Genomic DNA, 15,864 nt, shown 5'->3' on the forward strand with positions numbered 1-15,864 from the left:
GACCCGATGTGTGGACTGCTGGCCTTCGTGTGTGCCCCGGCCGGCACCGGCGACCCGGGCGCGGTCCCCGACATCGACCCCGCCGACCTCACCGCCGTAGCCGCCAGGGTCGAACACGCGGCGCACCTGATGCGCCATCGAGGGCCCGACGAACTGGGCACCTGGACCGGCGACGGCATCGCCCTCGGTTTCAACCGGCTCTCGATCATCGACATCGAACATTCGCATCAGCCGCTGCGCTGGGGGCCCGCCGACCAGCCGGACCGCTACGTGCTGGTGTTCAACGGGGAGATCTACAACTACCTCGAACTGCGCCAGGAACTGGCGGCGTCTCACGGCGCGGTCTTCGCCACCGACGGCGACGGGGAGGCGATCGTCGCCGGCTACCACTACTGGGGCCCCGACGTGCTGCCGCGACTGCGCGGCATGTTCGCCTTCGTGCTGTGGGACACGCTTCGTGGTGAGCTGTTCTGCGCCCGCGACCCGTTCGGGATCAAGCCGCTGTTCATGGCCGGCGGGCCGGGCGGCACGGCGGTGGGCAGCGAGAAGAAGTCGCTGCTGGACATGGCCGACCTGGTGGGGTTCGACACCGGCGACGGCGGTATCGACCAGCGCGCGCTGCAGCACTACACGGTGCTGCAGTACGTGCCCGAACCCGAAACACTGCACCGCGGGGTGCGCCGGCTGGAGTCGGGATGCTGGGCGCGGATCAGCCCGGATCGGCAGACCCCCGAGATCACTCGCTACTTCACACCGCGATTCGACGCCACGCCGATCACCCGCGACACCGAACAGGCCCGCTACGACGAGATCACCGCGGTGCTCGAGGACTCGGTGGCCAAGCACATGCGAGCCGACGTCACGGTCGGGGCGTTTCTGTCCGGGGGGATCGACTCCACCGCGATCGCCGCGCTGGCGATGCGGCACAACCCCAAGCTGATCACCTTCACCACCGGCTTCGAGCGGGAGGGTTTCTCCGAGGTCGACGTGGCCGCCGCGTCCGCCGAGGCGATCGGCGCCCGGCATGTGGTCAAGGTGGTCAGCCCGGCCGAATTCGTCGCCGCGCTGCCCGAGATCGTCTGGTACCTCGACGACCCGGTCGCCGACCCGGCCCTGGTCCCGCTGTACTTCATCGCCCGCGAAGCCCGCAAGCACGTCAAAGTGGTGCTCTCCGGGGAAGGCGCCGACGAGTTGTTCGGCGGCTACACGATCTACCGCGAGCCGTTGTCGCTGCGGCCGTTCAACTACCTGCCCGCCCCGGTGCGCCGGTCGATGGGCAAGGTGTCCAAGCCGCTTCCCGACGGAATGCGCGGCAAGAGCCTGCTGCACCGCGGATCGCTGACCCTGGAGGAGCGCTACTACGGCAACGCGCGCAGCTTCTCCGACGAGCAGCTGCGGGCCGTACTGCCCGGTTTCTCCCCGGACTGGACCCACACCGACGTCACCGCACCGCTGTACGCCGAATCGGCGGGCTGGGATCCGGTGGCCCGCATGCAGCACATCGACCTGTTCACCTGGCTGCGGGGCGACATCCTGGTCAAGGCGGACAAGATGACGATGGCCAATTCGCTGGAGCTGCGGGTGCCGTTTCTGGATCCCGAGGTGTTCGCGGTGGCTTCGAAGCTGCCGGTGTCGGCCAAGATCACCCGAACCACCACCAAGTACGCGCTGCGGCGTGCGCTGGAGCCGATCATCCCCGCCCACGTGCTGCACCGCCCCAAGCTCGGCTTCCCGGTGCCGTTGCGGCACTGGCTGCGCGCCGGTGAGCTGGTGGAGTGGGCCTACGCCACGGTGGCCGCTACCGGCGCAGATCACCTGATCGACGTCGCCGCGGTGCGCGCGATGCTCGACGAACACCGCACCGGGACCGCCGATCACAGCCGCCGGTTGTGGACCATGCTGATCTTCATGCTGTGGCACGCGATCTTCGTCGAGCACTCCGTGGTGCCCGCCATCAGCGAGCCGGCCTACCCGGTGCAGTTGTGAACCGCCGGCGGGGCTGAGCTACTTGAGCGCGGCGCCGATCTCAGCGGCCGCGGCGTCACCGTAGGCGTCGGCCAGCCGGCCGACGGCGACGTCGCGGTCCCACGACCACTCCTGGGTTCCGGTGGACTCCAACACCAGCACCGCCACCAGCGAACCGAGCTGCGCGGAGCGCTCCAGGCCCAGCCCGGCGCTGCGGCCGGTGAGGAAACCGGCGCGGAAGGCGTCACCAACGCCGGTCGGGTCGGCCTGGGCCTTCTCCGGGACCACGCCGACGTGGACGCGGGAACCGTCCGGGTGGACGATGTCGACACCGTTGGCGCCCAGGGTGGTCACCCGCAACCCGACCTGCTTCATGACGTCGGGCTCGGTCCAGCCGGTCTTGGACAGCAGCAGGTCCCACTCGTAGTCGTTGGTGAACAGGTAGGCCGCACCGTCGATGAGCCGGCGGATCTCGTCGCCGGTCAGCCGGGCCAGCTGCTGAGAGGGGTCGGCGGCGAACGCCAGTCCGAGCTTGCGGCACTCCTCGGTGTGCAGGAACATCGCCTCGGGGTCGTTGGCCCCGATGATCACCAGCTCGGGGTCACCGACGCTGCGCACCACCTCGGCCAGCGAGATGTTGCGGGCCTCGGACATGGCGCCCGGATAGAACGAGGCGATCTGGGCCATGTCGATGTCGGTGGTGCAGGTGAAGCGCGCCGTGTGCGACGTGGTGGAGACCAGCACGTTGTCGCAGTTGACACCGTGCGACACCAGCCAGGCGCGGTAGTCGGCGAAGTCGTCGCCGGCCGCGCCGACCAGCGCGGCGTCACCGCCGAGCACGCCGATGGCATAGGCGATGTTGCCCGCCACCCCGCCGCGGTGCACCACGAGATCTTCGACCAGGAAGCTCAGCGAGACCTTCTGCAGGTGATCGGCCAGCAGCTGTTCGGAGAACCGACCCGGAAAGCGCATCAAATGATCGGTCGCGATCGAACCGGTCACCGCAATAGTCACTGACTATCCCCCTCGTGTGTTCACCGTGGACCTGAAGTGGGTTCCCACGGTAGCGGTCGGTCGAACCCTGTCCGTCGCCGGGCAGCGCCAAGCCGTCGGGTCAAGGGGCGGTGCTAGGTGGTCAGTTGAATGAGTCGCCGCACGAGCACGAGCCGCCGGCGTTGGGGTTCTCGATGGTGAAGCCCTGCTTGTCGATCTGGTCGGCGTACCCGATCTCCGCACCCTGCAGGTAGGGGGCGCTCATCCGATCGACGGCCAGTTTCACCCCGTTGAACTCGGTGATCACGTCACCGTCGAGGCTGCGGTCGTCGAAGAACAGGTTGTAGCGCAGGCCCGCACAGCCGCCCGGTTGCACCGAGATGCGCAGCGTCAGGTCGTCGCGGCCTTCTTGGGCCAGCAGCGACTTGACCTTGGCCGCGGCTTCATCGGTCAAGACCACGCCGTGAGCCTCGGTGATCGACTGATCCTGAACAGTCATTGCGTCTCCCTATTACGGTTGATTCGGGGCGGGCTCGCCTCTGCTCGAGGCGTCGAAACCCACCGTCACAACGATACCTTGCGCCGACGTGTTCCCTACTGAGCCGCGGGACCGGGTGTACCGGCCGGCCGGGCGCCGATCTGCGCCGCCAGCACGGTGGTCAGACCGATCAGCTGGTTGGCCGCGTCCACCAGGGCCAATCGCACCGAGCCGGCGTGGTCGGCGATCGCCCGGGCGGCCATCACACCGGCCGATAGCAGCGCCGGCTCGTCGAGGTCGATCTGACCGGCCAACACCAGCACCGGCAGCTGCCGCGCCCGGGCCGCGGTGCACAGCGAGCCGATCACCTTCCCGTGCAGCGACTGCTGGTCGAACCGGCCCTCACCGGTGACCAGGACGTCGGCGTCGGCGAGGGCGGCCGCCAGACCGGTGTGGCGGGCCACGATCTCCGCCCCGGATTCGGCGATCCCCCCCAGTGCCAGCAGCGCTGCGCCGATCCCCCCGGCGGCGCCGGCCCCCGAGGCGGCGCTCACCTGCCGTCCGGCCGCGCCGTCGAGTTCGTTCGCCCAGGCGCTCAGGCGCGATTCGAGCACGGCCACGGTGGCGGCATCGGCACCCTTCTGCGGCCCGAACACCCGCGCCGCGCCCCACGGCCCCAGCAGCGGATATTCGACGTCGCAGGCCGCGATCAGTTCGACGTCGGCGAGCCGCCGCCGGGCGACGGCCAGGCCGCCGAGTTCGTCGACCATGCCCCGTCCGCCGTCAGTGCTGGCGCTGCCGCCGAGTCCGACGACGATCCGCTGCGCCCCGGCCGTCAGCGCCGCCTCGATGAGCCGGCCCACCCCCCTGCTGTGGGCGGCCAGCGCGGTGCTCGGCGATGGCGGACCGTCAAGCAGCGCCAAGCCGCAGGCCTGCGCACATTCCAGGTAAGCCGTCTTGGATGCGGCGTCCCAGAACCATTCGGCATCGGCCGGCTCGTCCAGCGGCCCGCTGACCCGGCACCGCTGCACCGTGCCCGGACCGGCGGTGCCCAGCACGGCGGCCAGCACCGCGACGAAGCCGGGGCCGCCGTCGGACTGCGGGGCGATCGCCAACCGGTCATGTGGACGGCTGCGGTGCCACCCGGTCGAGATGGCGGCGGCGGCCTGTACCGCGGTCAGGCTCTCGCCGTAACAGTCCGGCGCTATCAGCACCCGCAGCACGGTCGTCCCCGGGGCGGCTGAGGCGCCGGCACCGGAGTGGTCAGCCATACCGGCAGGGTATAGAGCCACACGGACGCCGTGGGAGCCCGGGCAAGTAATCTGGCGGGCGTGAAGTTGCCGGGACGCAGGAAAGATGAGGCGGGTCCCACGGAGACCGCTGACTCCGTGAGCGGTGCCGTCGACCTCGACAGCGCCGAATCCAGGGACACCGCGGGTGCCCGTGGCACGGCTCCCAAGGGCCGGCCCACCCCCAAGCGCAACGCGGCGGCCAAACGTCGCGGCCCGGTGGCACCGGCGCCGATGACCGCCGCGGAGGCCCGGGCCAGACGAAAGAGCCTGGCCGGGCCGAAGCTGAGCAAGGAAGAGCGCCGGATCCAGAAGGCCGAACGGCGGGAGCGGATGGCCCAGCGCCGGGAGCGGATGCTCGCCGGCGACGAGACTGCCCTGCTCGACCGCGACCGCGGCCCGGTGCGCCGGTACGTACGCGACATCGTCGACGCCCGCCGCAACCTGCTCGGCATGTTCATGCCGGTGGCCCTGGGGTTGATGTTCGTCATGATGGCGGTCCCGCAGATCCAGTTCTACATCTCGCCGGCGATGATGCTGCTGATGGTCGCGATGGCTGTCGACGGCGTCCTGCTGGCCCGAAAGGTCGGCAGGCTGGTCGACACCAGCTACCCCGACAGCACCGAGGCCCGGTGGAAACTGGGTCTCTACGCCGTCAGCCGGGCATCGACGCTGCGCCGGATGCGGGCCCCGCGCCCACAGGTGCGGCGCGGCGAACGACTCGGCTGAGTCCGGTTGGGGGCCGACAGCTTTGGACTTCGCAGAATTCCCGCCGGTCAGCCCGCCTGATGCGACGGTAGCCGCCGCCGCTCGTGCGCGGCAGAACTCGCTGACCAAGCCGCCGGGCTCGCTGGGCCGCCTCGAAGACCTCTCGGTGTGGCTGGCCGCCTGCCAAGGCCAGTGCCCGCCAAGGCAATTCGATCGGGTTCGGGTGGTGGTGTTCGCCGGCGATCATGGCGTGACCCGCGAAGCGGTGTCGGCGTACCCGTCGGAGGTGACCGCGCAGATGGCTGCCAACATCGAGCGCGGCGGCGCCGCCATCAACGCCCTGGCCACCGTCGCCGGCGCGGGCGTGCGGGTGGTGGACATGGCCATCGACAGCGACGCCGACGACTTCAGCGCATACCGGGTGCGCCGCGGCAGCGGCGACATCACCGGTGAAGACGCCCTGACCGCGGCCGAGACCGTCGCCGCAGTGGATGCGGGCCGCCGGATCGCCGACGATGAAGTCGACGCCGGGGCAGACCTGCTCATCCCCGGTGACATGGGCATCGGAAACACCACTGTCGCAGCGACTTTGGTCGCAGCACTGACCGGCGCCGAGCCTGTCGAGGCGGTCGGCCATGGGACCGGTATCGACGACGCCGGTTGGGCGCGCAAGACGGCGGCGGTGCGCGACGCGCTGTTCCGGTCTCGCCGGGTCTCCGATCCGCTGGGGTTGCTGCGCTGCTGCGGCGGGGCCGACCTGGCGGCACTTGCGGGATTCTGCGCGCAGGCGGCCGTCCGGCGCACCCCGGTGCTGCTCGACGGCTTGGCGTCGACGGCCGCCGCCCTGGTCGCCGAGCGGCTGGCCCCGGGCGCGCGCGCGTGGTGGCAGGCCGGCCACCGCTCCCCCGAACCGGCTCATGCGCTGGCCTGTGCGGCCTTGGGACTGGAACCGATCCTCGATCTGCGGATGCGGCTGGGCGAGGGTACCGGGGCTGCGGTGGCGCTGCCGATTCTGCGCGCCGCGGTCTCGGCGTTGGCGTCGATGTCGACCTTCGCCGAGGCGGGTGTGTCCGGGCCCTCCGAGGGGATAGCCGGAGCCGGCGGATGATCCGATCGTTGGCCTCGGCGGTCGCGTTCGGAACGGCCCTGCGGCTGCCCGGCGCCGGCGGCCCGCCCGGGCGGGGGACGCTGACGGCACTTCCAGTCGTCGGAGCCGCCCTGGGGGTACTGGCGGCCGGGGTCGTCTGGGCCGGCGGGATCGCATTCGGTCCCGGTAGCGCCTTGACCGGGCTGCTCGCGGTGGCGGTGCTGCTCGCCGCGACCCGCGGGCTGCACATCGACGGGGTGGCCGACACCGCCGACGGACTGGGCAGTTACCGGCCCGCGGCGCAGGCGCTACAGGTGATGCGGGACGGATCGACCGGGCCGTTCGGCGTGGCGGCGGTGGTGCTGGTGGTGGGCCTGCAGGCGTTGGCGTTGCCGATGCTGGATGCGGCCGGGATCGTGGTCGCGGTGGGCGCGGGCCGGGTGGCGGCGGTGCTGGCCTGTCTGCGTTCGGTGCCCGCCGCGCCGGGTAGCACGTTGGGCGCCACCGTGGCGGGCAGTCAGCCGGCGCCGGTGGCGATGGCCTGGGTGCTGGTGCTGGCGGCGGGGTCGACGGTCGCCGGCTCGGCGCCATGGCACGGACCGCTGGCCGTCACCGTGGCGCTGGCCGCGGCGTTGCTACTGGTCAGGCATTGCGTGTGCCGGTTCGGCGGAATCACCGGCGACGTGCTGGGTGCCGCCGTCGAGTGGACCACCGTGCTGGTCGCGGTGCTGCTGGCTGCACTCTGATCCCGTCCGATAAGGACCATTTCTCCGAACTTATAGACATTTCTCCCTGTTGGTGCCTTACTTACAGAGCAGGTTTGTGCAAATGGAACCAGCATTAACATGTGGTTTCGCGGAGAGGACACCGATGGCTCGCCATCACCGCTACAGCAAGCGAAGCCGGGAATCCCGCAAGGCGATGACCGATGGCTTCGGCGACGTATCCGAAGACCCGGGGGCCGACGACGTCGCCGTCGAGGACTGGTCGACGGAGGCTGACGAGCCGGATTCCCCGCCGGGGCCGGCGGGCTGAACCGGCCGATACCGGACAGCAATGAGCCGGAGAGTTCCGGCCAAGAAGTGCAGTAGTCGATTACTGCATCCCCCTCCTTCTCAGAGGCATAACGTCCGTGCTTATCGGATGATGAGATTCTCTCGAGGGAGTGGGTCATGCCCGGTCATCAGCACAGGACAAATCGTCGCCCCACCCCAGCGGTCCACCGGCGCGGCCGGCCCATCGGGTTGGCCGGCGTGGCCAGTGCGTTCGTGGCGTTCGGTATGAGCCCACTGGCCCCCGCCCCCGCCCAGGCCGACCCGCTGACGGACTGGATCGTCGACCTGCTCGATCCGGCGAACTGGTCGTGGCTGGGCGCCGAGAGCGCCGGCAGCCTCGACGTGGCGGACTGGGGTGGTTTCCTTTCCGGTCTCGGCGACCCGGTCGGCACCGAGTTGGCGGCGTCACCGGCCGCGGCCACCGACCCCACCATGGCCGACTGGTTCGACACCTGGATCTATGCCCCGCTGCATCAGGCCGGCCAGGACTGGCTGGCCACCCAGTCCGGTACCGACGTCAGCACCTGGATCAACAACACCTTCGGCAACGGCCAGATGCTGATCGGCAACGGCGCGGACGGTATCGACGGCGGCACCAACGAACAAGCCATGGGCGGTGCCGGCGGGCTCTGGTTCGGCGACGGCGGCGACGGCGGCACCGCTTTCGGCGGCTGGGGCGGCAACGGCGGCAACGCCGGATTCTTCGGCAACGGTGGCGACGGCGGCCACGGCGGCGGTTTCGGGTCCGGACCCTATCCCGGCGATGCCGGCGACGGCGGGAACGGCGGCACCTTCATGGGCCACGGCGGCCACGGCGGGGAGGGCGGGGACGGCGGGGACGGCTTGAACGGCAGCTACGGCGGGGACGGTGGCAACGCGGTGGCCTGGCTGTTCGGCAACGGCGGAGCCGGCGGGCACGGCGGCAACGGCGGCAACGGCACCGCCGGCGCGGTGGGCGGCGACGGCTGGTACGGGGGCAACGGCGGCAAAAGCGCCGCGCTGTTCGGTGACGGCGGCATCGGCGGTGCCGGCGGCAACGGCGGTGACGGCGGGGCCGCGAGCGCCGTCGGTGACGGCGGTAGTGGCGGCTACGGCGGTCTCGGCGGCAGCGGCGGTGACACCGTTGCCGGCGTCGGCGGTGGCGGCGGAGCCGGTGGAAACGGCGGCAACGGCGGCGACGGCGGCGCCACTTCCGGTAGCGGCGGCAGCGGCGGCGTCGGCGCGATGGGCGGCATGAGCGGCAGCGGCCCGGGCGGCCGGCTCTCCGGGGTCGGCGGCGACGGCGGCCGGGGCGGCGATGGCGGCGGCGCCAGCGCCGCCGGTTACTCGGCGGGTCGCGGCAACGGCGGAGGGTGGGGCGGCCCCGGTGAGTTCGGTGGGGCGGGCGGCGACGGGGGCGCGGGCGGCAACGGCAGCGGAGGCGCGAGCGGTGCGGCCGGCGGCGCCGGCGGGACGTCGGGGCTCGGCGTCGCCGGCACCGGGGCGGGCGGCAACGGCGGCCACGGCGGCGGCGACGGCGGCGGCGTCGGCGGTATGGGCGGCAGCGGGGCCGCCGCCGCCTCAGGCACCACCGCCGGAGGTGGAGGCGGTGGCGGGGGCGGCGTCGGAAGTGCCGGTGGCACCGGTGGTGCGGGCGGCGCAGGCGGTGCAGGCGGCACCGGTAGCGGCCTGGACATCACCGGCCACGTCGCAGGGGTGGGGGGCTCCGGCGGGCATGGCGGAGAGGGCGGCCACGGCATCGGGACCGACAGCACCGGCGGCGTCGGTGGGGCCGGTGGGTCCGGTGGTGTCGGCACCGGAATTCGCGGCATAGGAGGCGGCTTCGGCATCGGAGGGGCCGGCGGAACCGGCGGCGCCGGCGGTACGGCCTTCAATGGCGGCACCGGTGGAGCTGGCGGCGCCGGCGGCATCGGCGGGAACGGGCGGCAGCACCGCCGTTCTCGGGCAAGGCGCCCTCGGCGGCGGCGGCGGTGACGGCGGCGCCGGCGGCACGGCCGACGGCTTCGTCGACGCGGGAGCCGACGGCTACAACGACGACACCGGCGGGGTGGGCGGCGACGGCGGCGCAGGCGGCGATGCGACCACCGCCGTGGCGGGCACCGCCTCGGGTGGCTGGGGCGGAACCGGCGGAGCCGGCGGGGTGGCGCACCCGGGCGCCAGTGGCAGCGGCGGGGTCGGCGGCGCGGGCGCCGACGTCACCGACGGCTTCGGCGCCTCCGGCGGCGACGGCGGCCCCGGCGGTGCCGACGGCACACCCGGGACGCCCGGGGTACCGGGCTGATCAGGCGGGCCGTTCAGTCCAGCCGGGCCATCCAGCCGTGGGTGTCGGCGAAGGTGCCGCGCTGGATGCCGGTCAAGGTGTCGCGCAGCGCCATGGTGACCTCACCGGGCCGGCCGTCGGCGATGGTGAACTCCCCGTCCGCGGATTTGACCTGCGACACCGGGGTGATGACGGCGGCGGTGCCGCAGGCGAAGACCTCGGTGATCTCGCCGGAAGCGGCCTTCTTCTGCCACTCACTGACATCGATCTTGCGTTCTTCGACCGCGAAGCCGGCGTCGGTGGCCAGCTGCAGCAACGAGTCGCGGGTGATACCGGGCAGCAGTGAGCCGGAGAGTTCCGGCGTGACCAGCCGCGCCGAGCCACCGGCGCCGAACACGAAGAACAGGTTCATCCCGCCCATCTCTTCGACGTAGCGCCGCTCGGCCGCATCCAGCCACACCACCTGGTCGCAGCCGTTGTCGGTGGCCTGCGCCTGGGCCACCAGCGACGCCGCGTAGTTCCCGCCGAACTTGGCCGCTCCGGTACCGCCCGGGCAGGCCCGCACGTACTCCGTCGACAGCCACACACTCACCGGCTTGATGCCGCCCTTGAAGTACGCCCCGGCCGGCGAGCCCATCACCAGGCAGCGGTACTCGTTGGCCGGCCGTACCCCCAGTCCCGGCTCGGTGGCGAAGATGAAGGGGCGAAGGTACAGCGATTCCTCGCCGCCGGCCGCCGGCACCCAGGACCCGTCCACGGCGATCAGCTGCCGCAGCGATTCGATGAACAGATCGTCGGGAAGTTCCGGGATCGCCAGCCGCCGAGCCGACGCGCGCATCCGGGCGGCGTTGGCCTCCGGCCGGAACGACACGATCGAACCATCCGTCCAGCGGTAGGCCTTCAGCCCCTCGAAGACCTCCTGCGCGTAGTGCAGGACGATCGCCGACGGGTCCAGTTCGATCGGCCCGTAGGGCATGACCCGCGCGTTGTGCCAGCCGGCCTCGACGGTGTAGTCGATCGAGACCATGTGGTCGGTGTGGTACTTGCCGAAACCCGGGTCGGCCAGGATGGATTCGCGTACCTCGTCAGGAGTCGGGTTCGCTGTGACCGACACGTGGAACTCGAGGAGGCCGCTTTTCATGCAGCGATTGTATAACCGGTGCGCTAGCGGGTTTTTGCCGTCACGAACGGCGGCTGTAGCACCTCGCACTCGACCGGGCGGCCCCGCACGTCGACGGTCAGCTGCGCGCCGTCGGCGATCTCGGCGTGCACGTCGATCAACGCCAGCGCGATACCGGCCTTGAGCGTCGGCGAGAAGGTGCCCGAGGTGGTGATCCCGACCTGCCGGTCGCCGTCGAGCACCGCCAGGTCGGCCCGCAGCACGCCCCGCCCGGTCGCGCGCAGCCCGCGCAGCAGCCGTTCCGGGCCTGCCGCCTTCTCCGCCAGCAGCGCCTCACGTCCGAAGAACGCCTCTTTCTTCCAGCCGATCGCCCACCCGCAGCGCGCCTGCAGCGGCGAGATGGCAGGCGACAACTCGTGACCGTGCAGCGGATAGCCCATCTCGGTGCGCAGCGTGTCGCGGGCGCCCAGACCGGCCAGCTCCCCTCCGGCCTGTGCCACCGCCGCCACCAGCGCGTCGAACACCACCGCCGCGGTGTCCCACTCCGGCAGCAGCTCATAGCCGTGTTCGCCGGTGTAGCCACTGCGGCATACCCGCACCGGCACGCCGGCGTAGCTGGCGTCGGTGAACGCCATGTAGTCCATCTCGGTCGGCAGTCCCAAACCGGCCAGCACCTCGGTCGATCGCGGGCCCTGCACCGCCAGCACCGCGCGCGAGCGGTGCTCGTCGGTGATCGTCACCCCGGCCGGCGCAGCCTCCCGCAGGACGGCCACCACCGCCGCGGTGTTGGCCGCATTGGGAACCAGAAAAATCTCGTCGTCGGCGACGTAGTAGGCGATCAAGTCGTCGATGACGCCACCGGATTCGTTGCAGCACAACGTGTATTGCGCTTTGCCCGGCCCTATCCTGCCCAGGTCGTTGGTGAGCGTCGCGTTGATGAACGCCGCGGCGCCCGGGCCGGCCACGGTCGCCTTGCCCAGGTGGCTGACATCGAACAGACCCACCGCGCTGCGGGTGGCGTTGTGCTCGGACACGGTGCCGGCATAGGACACCGGCATCAGCCAGCCACCGAATTCGGCGAAGCTGGCGCCCAGCTCGCGGTGACGGTCTTCCAGGGGTCCGTGTTGCAGTTCGCTCACGACGAGCCAGCCTAATCGGCACACTTGTGTAGGTGGTTGATTGGGACGCGCTCGAAAGCGCGGGAATCGCCGACGCGCGCCAGCGCGCCGGCCTGCTTGAGTACCTGGATCACCTCGGCTTCACCACCGAGCAGATGGCCGAGGCCGAGCGCCAGGGCCGGCTGTTCGGGCTGGCCGGTGACGTGGTGGGGCGCTCCGGTCCGCCCGACTACACACTGCGGACCGCCGCCGAGGCGTTGGGCGTACCGGTGGGCGATGTCGAGCGCGCCTGGACGATGCTCGGGCTCAGCGTCGCCAGTGCGGACACGCCCGCGCTGAGCCAGGCCGACGTCGACGGGCTGGCCACCTGGGTCGAGATGCGGTCCAACCTGGGCGAGCCGGTCGACGGATTCCTGCGGGTGCTCGGGGCGACGATGGCCCGGCTGGCCGAGGCCGAGTCGTCGATGATCCGGATCAGCGAGCCCGACGTGTGGCTGGGCCACACCTTCGACGAACTCTCCACCGCGCGGGCCTGGCGGTCCGTCGCGGAGTTCATCCCGCGCCTCGGCGCGATGATCGACGCCGTGCACCGCCAGCATCAGGTCAGCGCCCGGACGTTCCTCGAGGGGCTGGCCGCTGGGCCGACGGCGAGCATGATGTGCGGCGTGGGCTTCGCCGACCTGACCGGTTTCACCGCGCTGACCCAGGTGCTCTCGTCCGAGGAACTGGCGAACCTGCTCACCGAGTTCGGCGGCAGCGTCTCCGACGTGGTGCATGCCGACGGCGGACGGGTGGTCAAGTTCATCGGCGACGCCGTGATGTGGGTGAGCGCCAGCGCGGAACTGCTGGCCAAGGCGGCGTGCGACCTGGTCAACCACCCCAAAGCCCGCAAGGTGGGTCTGCGGGTGCGGGCCGGGCTGGGCTACGGCGAAGTGCTGGCCATCAACGGCGACTACTTCGGCAACCCGGTGAATCTGGCCGCGCGCCTGGTGGATGCCGCTGCCCCCGGGCAGGTTCTGGCCTGCGCCGGCGTGGTCAAGGAATTGCCCGACTGGCCCGCTGTCGAACGGGGGCCGTTGGCGCTCAAGGGTTTCGACGAGCCCATCCCGGCATACGAGCTGGGCCCGCCCGCCGGTCGTTAGGGTGAGTGCTTGTGAGCACTCAACCCGGATATCCCGCCCCCACCGTCACCGCCGCCGACTCGCTGCCCTCCGGTACCGACGAAGCCGCCGGAGAGGCCGTGCTGATCGTGCCGGTCGTCTCGGCCGGCGACGAGCATGAACCCGGCGCCGTGGTCGCCGCGACCGCACCGGCGCTTCCCGCCGAGGCGATCGCCGAGATCGAGGCCGGGTTGCGGGCGCTGAACGCCAAGGGCGGCAGCGACCAGGTGAACCGGCTGGTGGTGGCGTCGCTGCCGGTGGCCAGTGTGCTGACCGTCGGACTGGGCAAGGCCCGCGACTTCTGGCCCGCCGAGCTGATCCGGCGCGCCGCGGGCACGGCGGCGCGCTCGCTGAACGGCACGGCTGTGGTGATCAGCACCCTGGCCGGGCTGCCCGGCGAGCCGGGTCAGGACCGCGATCAGGACATCGTGTCCGCCGCCGTCGAGGGGCTGTTGCTGGGCGGCTACCGCTTCACGGCGTTCCGCAGCGACAAGACCGCCCCGAAGGATCCGGGCCTGCGCGCCGTCACCGTGGTGTGCGCCGCCGAGGACGCCGCGGCGCGCGCGGCACACGGGGCCGACGTCGCCGCGGCGGTCGCCACCGCGCGCGACTTCGTCAACACCCCACCGAGTCACCTGTTCCCGGCTGACTTCGCCGAGCGGGCCAGGGCGCTGGGCGAATCCGCGGGCCTGGAGGTCGAGGTGCTCGACGAGCAGGAACTCGCCGACGCCGGGTACGGCGGAGTGGTCGGTGTCGGCCAGGGCTCCGCCCGTCCGCCTCGACTGGTGCGGCTGATCCACCGGCCCGCGGGCACGGCGTCACCCACCCGGGTGGCGCTGGTCGGCAAGGGCATCACCTTCGACACCGGCGGCATCTCGATCAAGCCGGCGGCCTCGATGCACCACATGACCTCTGACATGGGTGGCGCCGCCGCGGTGATCGCCACCGTGGTGCTGGCCGCGCGGCGTGGGCTGCCGATCGAGGTGATCGCCACGGTGCCGATGGCCGAGAACATGCCTTCGGCCACCGCGCAGCGCCCCGGCGACGTGCTCACCCAGTACGGCGGCATCACCGTCGAGGTGCTCAACACCGATGCCGAGGGCCGGCTGATCCTGGCCGACGCGATCGTGCGGGCCTGCGAGGACAACCCGGACTACCTGATCGAGACCTCGACGTTGACCGGCGCCCAGACCGTGGCGCTCGGTGCGCGCACCCCCGGGGTGATGGGCTCAGATGAGTTCCGGGACCGGGTGGCGGGGATCTCGCAGGCCGTCGGCGAGAACGCCTGGCCGATGCCGTTGCCCGACGAGCTCAAAGAGGACCTGAAGTCGACGGTGGCCGATCTGGCCAACGTCAGTGGGCAGCGCTTCGCCGGGATGCTGGTCGCCGGGGTGTTCCTGCGTGAGTTCGTGGCCGAGGGCGTGGCCTGGGCCCACATCGATGTCGCCGGGCCGGCCTACAACACCGCCGGCGCCTGGGGCTATACCCCCAAGGGGGGCACCGGGGTGCCGACCCGGACCATGTTCGCGGTGTTGGAGGACATCGCAGAAAACGGCTAGCCGATCCGGGAAGTCGCCTCAGTCCGGCAGTTTCGACTCCGGGTCGGGATCGAAACCGTCCACGCCTTTCTGGAACGACAGAGCAGTGCTCTGCACCAGCACCACGGCGGTAAGCACGATCACCCACGACCACCCCTCGGCCGGTGTGATGTGCGCGGCCGGATTCACCGTCGGCAACGCCACCACGGAATGAATCCGGGCGCAGATGACGACGGCGATGGTGAGGTACGGAAGCGCCGTTTGGGTGATGCGCGAGAACCGGTCGGGCGGTGCCGTGGTGCGCCGCCGTTTGGATCCGAGCCACCACAGCAGTCCGCACCCGGTCAGGATCGTCAACCCGATCGGGGCGGAGAGCCGATTGGCGTGGTCCCACAACGGCTGAAGTGGTTGCTGATCTTCGGTCGAACCGAGCGAGATCGCGAGATCCATGAGTTTGATCTCGGCGAAACAGACGACAACCGGCGGTACCAGCACTGCCACGATGAACCGGGCATGTTTGGCGAGAGCGGTGGCCGAACTCGAGGCCAGCTGGACCAGGCCATAGACCAGGATGTAGATCGAGGCAGCAAACATCACGTCGCCGAGCAGTTCTTCGGAGGCCGCGCGTCCACCGGTCAGGGCGCACCCCCGTTCGCCGGACAGGATTCCGTACTGGAAACTGGCGAAAAGCAGGCCGAGAAATGCAGCGACCAGTGCGATTCCGGTCAATTTCTCATATTCGAGCCCGCGGGCGCCGACCGGGTTCCCGCCCGTGCGATGCCGATGGGAGCGGTCGAGCACAACCGTGACGGCGGCAAAGGTGAAGCCCGCAAGGATTCCGGCGATCGCCTGGTAGTTACTGGCTACGCCCGATATGTCGAATCCCGACCACAAAACGCAGGGTTCACCGCCAGATCCCGTGGCCACGATCGGGATGCTAGCCCACCGATTCGGCCACCGACCCCTGGAAGGGTGACGACGACGCCGCAATGACAGGATGGTTTGTGGCCCGCGAGAATCCGCCGGGCGGGCCACTCGACGCATCCCGCTGTGGTAAGCCAGAAGGCGAGCCAGGGCGGCCCACCGACCGACG

General features: G+C 71.1%; 15 protein-coding genes. 9 read left to right on the forward strand and 6 right to left on the reverse strand.

Going from position 1 to position 15,864, the window contains the following annotated elements:
• The first annotated feature begins 6 nt into the window (after positions 1-6).
• Entirely contained in the window at positions 7-1,986 is a 1,980-nt protein-coding gene (gene asnB / locus G6N23_RS12045) for an asparagine synthase (glutamine-hydrolyzing) (protein ID WP_085262770.1), read from the forward strand.
• Between the two features lie 18 nt (positions 1,987-2,004).
• On the opposite strand, the gene G6N23_RS12050 is transcribed toward asnB, so the two are convergent.
• The 3 genes from G6N23_RS12050 to G6N23_RS12060 form a co-directional block, all read right to left on the reverse strand.
• On the reverse strand, positions 2,005-2,979 hold the full coding sequence (locus G6N23_RS12050) for a carbohydrate kinase family protein (RefSeq protein ID WP_085262771.1): 975 nt from the start codon (positions 2,977-2,979) through the stop codon (positions 2,005-2,007).
• A gap of 121 nt (positions 2,980-3,100) precedes the next feature.
• A complete protein-coding gene (locus G6N23_RS12055; protein ID WP_085262772.1) occupies positions 3,101-3,457 on the reverse strand; it encodes a HesB/IscA family protein in 357 nt (118 codons plus the stop codon).
• Positions 3,458-3,552: 95 nt separating this feature from the next.
• Positions 3,553-4,707: a glycerate kinase family protein gene (locus tag G6N23_RS12060; RefSeq protein ID WP_085262773.1), complete on the reverse strand. Its 1,155-nt coding sequence runs from the start codon at positions 4,705-4,707 to the stop codon at positions 3,553-3,555.
• 60 nt (positions 4,708-4,767) lie between these two features.
• On the opposite strand from G6N23_RS12060, the gene G6N23_RS12065 reads away from it, so the two are divergent.
• The 6 genes from G6N23_RS12065 (at position 4,768) to G6N23_RS12090 (ending at position 9,856) form a co-directional block, all read left to right on the forward strand.
• Positions 4,768-5,454 carry a DUF3043 domain-containing protein gene (locus tag G6N23_RS12065; protein ID WP_085262774.1) on the forward strand — a complete coding sequence of 229 codons (687 nt, stop codon included), beginning with the start codon at positions 4,768-4,770 and terminating at the stop codon, positions 5,452-5,454.
• 22 nt (positions 5,455-5,476) lie between these two features.
• The gene (gene cobT / locus G6N23_RS12070) at positions 5,477-6,541 is read left to right on the forward strand and encodes a nicotinate-nucleotide--dimethylbenzimidazole phosphoribosyltransferase (protein ID WP_085262775.1); all 1,065 of its coding nucleotides are present in this window, start codon (positions 5,477-5,479) and stop codon (positions 6,539-6,541) included.
• Positions 6,538-7,266, forward strand: coding sequence for an adenosylcobinamide-GDP ribazoletransferase (locus G6N23_RS12075; protein ID WP_085262776.1), 729 nt, complete (start codon positions 6,538-6,540; stop codon positions 7,264-7,266). The genes cobT and G6N23_RS12075 overlap by 4 nt, the downstream gene beginning before the upstream one ends.
• Positions 7,267-7,390: 124 nt before the next feature.
• Entirely contained in the window at positions 7,391-7,555 is a 165-nt protein-coding gene (locus tag G6N23_RS12080) for a hypothetical protein (protein WP_157997528.1), read from the forward strand.
• Positions 7,556-7,773: 218 nt separating this feature from the next.
• A complete protein-coding gene (locus G6N23_RS22395; protein WP_163769697.1) occupies positions 7,774-9,549 on the forward strand; it encodes a hypothetical protein in 1,776 nt (591 codons plus the stop codon).
• Positions 9,449-9,856: a hypothetical protein gene (locus tag G6N23_RS12090; protein ID WP_163769698.1), complete on the forward strand. Its 408-nt coding sequence runs from the start codon at positions 9,449-9,451 to the stop codon at positions 9,854-9,856. The genes G6N23_RS22395 and G6N23_RS12090 overlap by 101 nt, the downstream gene beginning before the upstream one ends.
• A 13-nt stretch (positions 9,857-9,869) precedes the next feature.
• On the opposite strand, the gene G6N23_RS12095 is transcribed toward G6N23_RS12090, so the two are convergent.
• Both G6N23_RS12095 and gcvT read right to left on the reverse strand, forming a co-directional pair.
• Positions 9,870-10,976, reverse strand: coding sequence for a branched-chain amino acid aminotransferase (locus tag G6N23_RS12095; RefSeq protein WP_085261045.1), 1,107 nt, complete (start codon positions 10,974-10,976; stop codon positions 9,870-9,872).
• Between the two features lie 23 nt (positions 10,977-10,999).
• Positions 11,000-12,094, reverse strand: a complete 1,095-nt coding sequence (gene gcvT, locus G6N23_RS12100) for a glycine cleavage system aminomethyltransferase GcvT (protein ID WP_085261046.1) — start codon at positions 12,092-12,094, stop codon at positions 11,000-11,002.
• A gap of 32 nt (positions 12,095-12,126) precedes the next feature.
• Between gcvT and G6N23_RS12105 the strand changes: the two genes are divergently transcribed.
• Both G6N23_RS12105 and G6N23_RS12110 read left to right on the forward strand, forming a co-directional pair.
• Positions 12,127-13,215 (forward strand): adenylate/guanylate cyclase domain-containing protein, encoded by a 1,089-nt coding sequence (locus G6N23_RS12105; RefSeq protein WP_085261047.1) that lies wholly within the window; start codon positions 12,127-12,129, stop codon positions 13,213-13,215.
• An 11-nt stretch (positions 13,216-13,226) separates the two neighbouring features.
• On the forward strand, positions 13,227-14,792 hold the full coding sequence (locus G6N23_RS12110) for a leucyl aminopeptidase (protein ID WP_095173816.1): 1,566 nt from the start codon (positions 13,227-13,229) through the stop codon (positions 14,790-14,792).
• A gap of 18 nt (positions 14,793-14,810) precedes the next feature.
• On the opposite strand, the gene G6N23_RS12115 is transcribed toward G6N23_RS12110, so the two are convergent.
• The gene (locus tag G6N23_RS12115) at positions 14,811-15,806 is read right to left on the reverse strand and encodes a hypothetical protein (RefSeq protein WP_234808619.1); all 996 of its coding nucleotides are present in this window, start codon (positions 15,804-15,806) and stop codon (positions 14,811-14,813) included.
• Positions 15,807-15,864 lie beyond the last annotated feature (58 nt).

The organism is Mycolicibacter terrae, from assembly GCF_010727125.1.
In the GTDB taxonomy this organism is placed as follows: Bacteria; Actinomycetota; Actinomycetes; order Mycobacteriales; family Mycobacteriaceae; genus Mycobacterium; species Mycobacterium terrae.

What these genes read in the sequence shown, in the direction of transcription:
- asnB (WP_085262770.1), top strand. Translation starts at nt 7, where the DNA reads ATGTGTGGACTGCTGGCCTTCGTGTGTGCCCCGGCCGGCACCGGCGAC.
- G6N23_RS12055 (WP_085262772.1), bottom strand. Translation starts at nt 3,457, where the DNA reads ATGACTGTTCAGGATCAGTCGATCACCGAGGCTCACGGCGTGGTCTTG.
- G6N23_RS12060 (WP_085262773.1), bottom strand. Translation starts at nt 4,707, where the DNA reads ATGGCTGACCACTCCGGTGCCGGCGCCTCAGCCGCCCCGGGGACGACC.
- G6N23_RS12075 (WP_085262776.1), top strand. Translation starts at nt 6,538, where the DNA reads ATGATCCGATCGTTGGCCTCGGCGGTCGCGTTCGGAACGGCCCTGCGG.
- G6N23_RS12080 (WP_157997528.1), top strand. Translation starts at nt 7,391, where the DNA reads ATGGCTCGCCATCACCGCTACAGCAAGCGAAGCCGGGAATCCCGCAAG.
- G6N23_RS12090 (WP_163769698.1), top strand. Translation starts at nt 9,449, where the DNA reads ATGGCGGCACCGGTGGAGCTGGCGGCGCCGGCGGCATCGGCGGGAACG.
- G6N23_RS12095 (WP_085261045.1), bottom strand. Translation starts at nt 10,976, where the DNA reads ATGAAAAGCGGCCTCCTCGAGTTCCACGTGTCGGTCACAGCGAACCCG.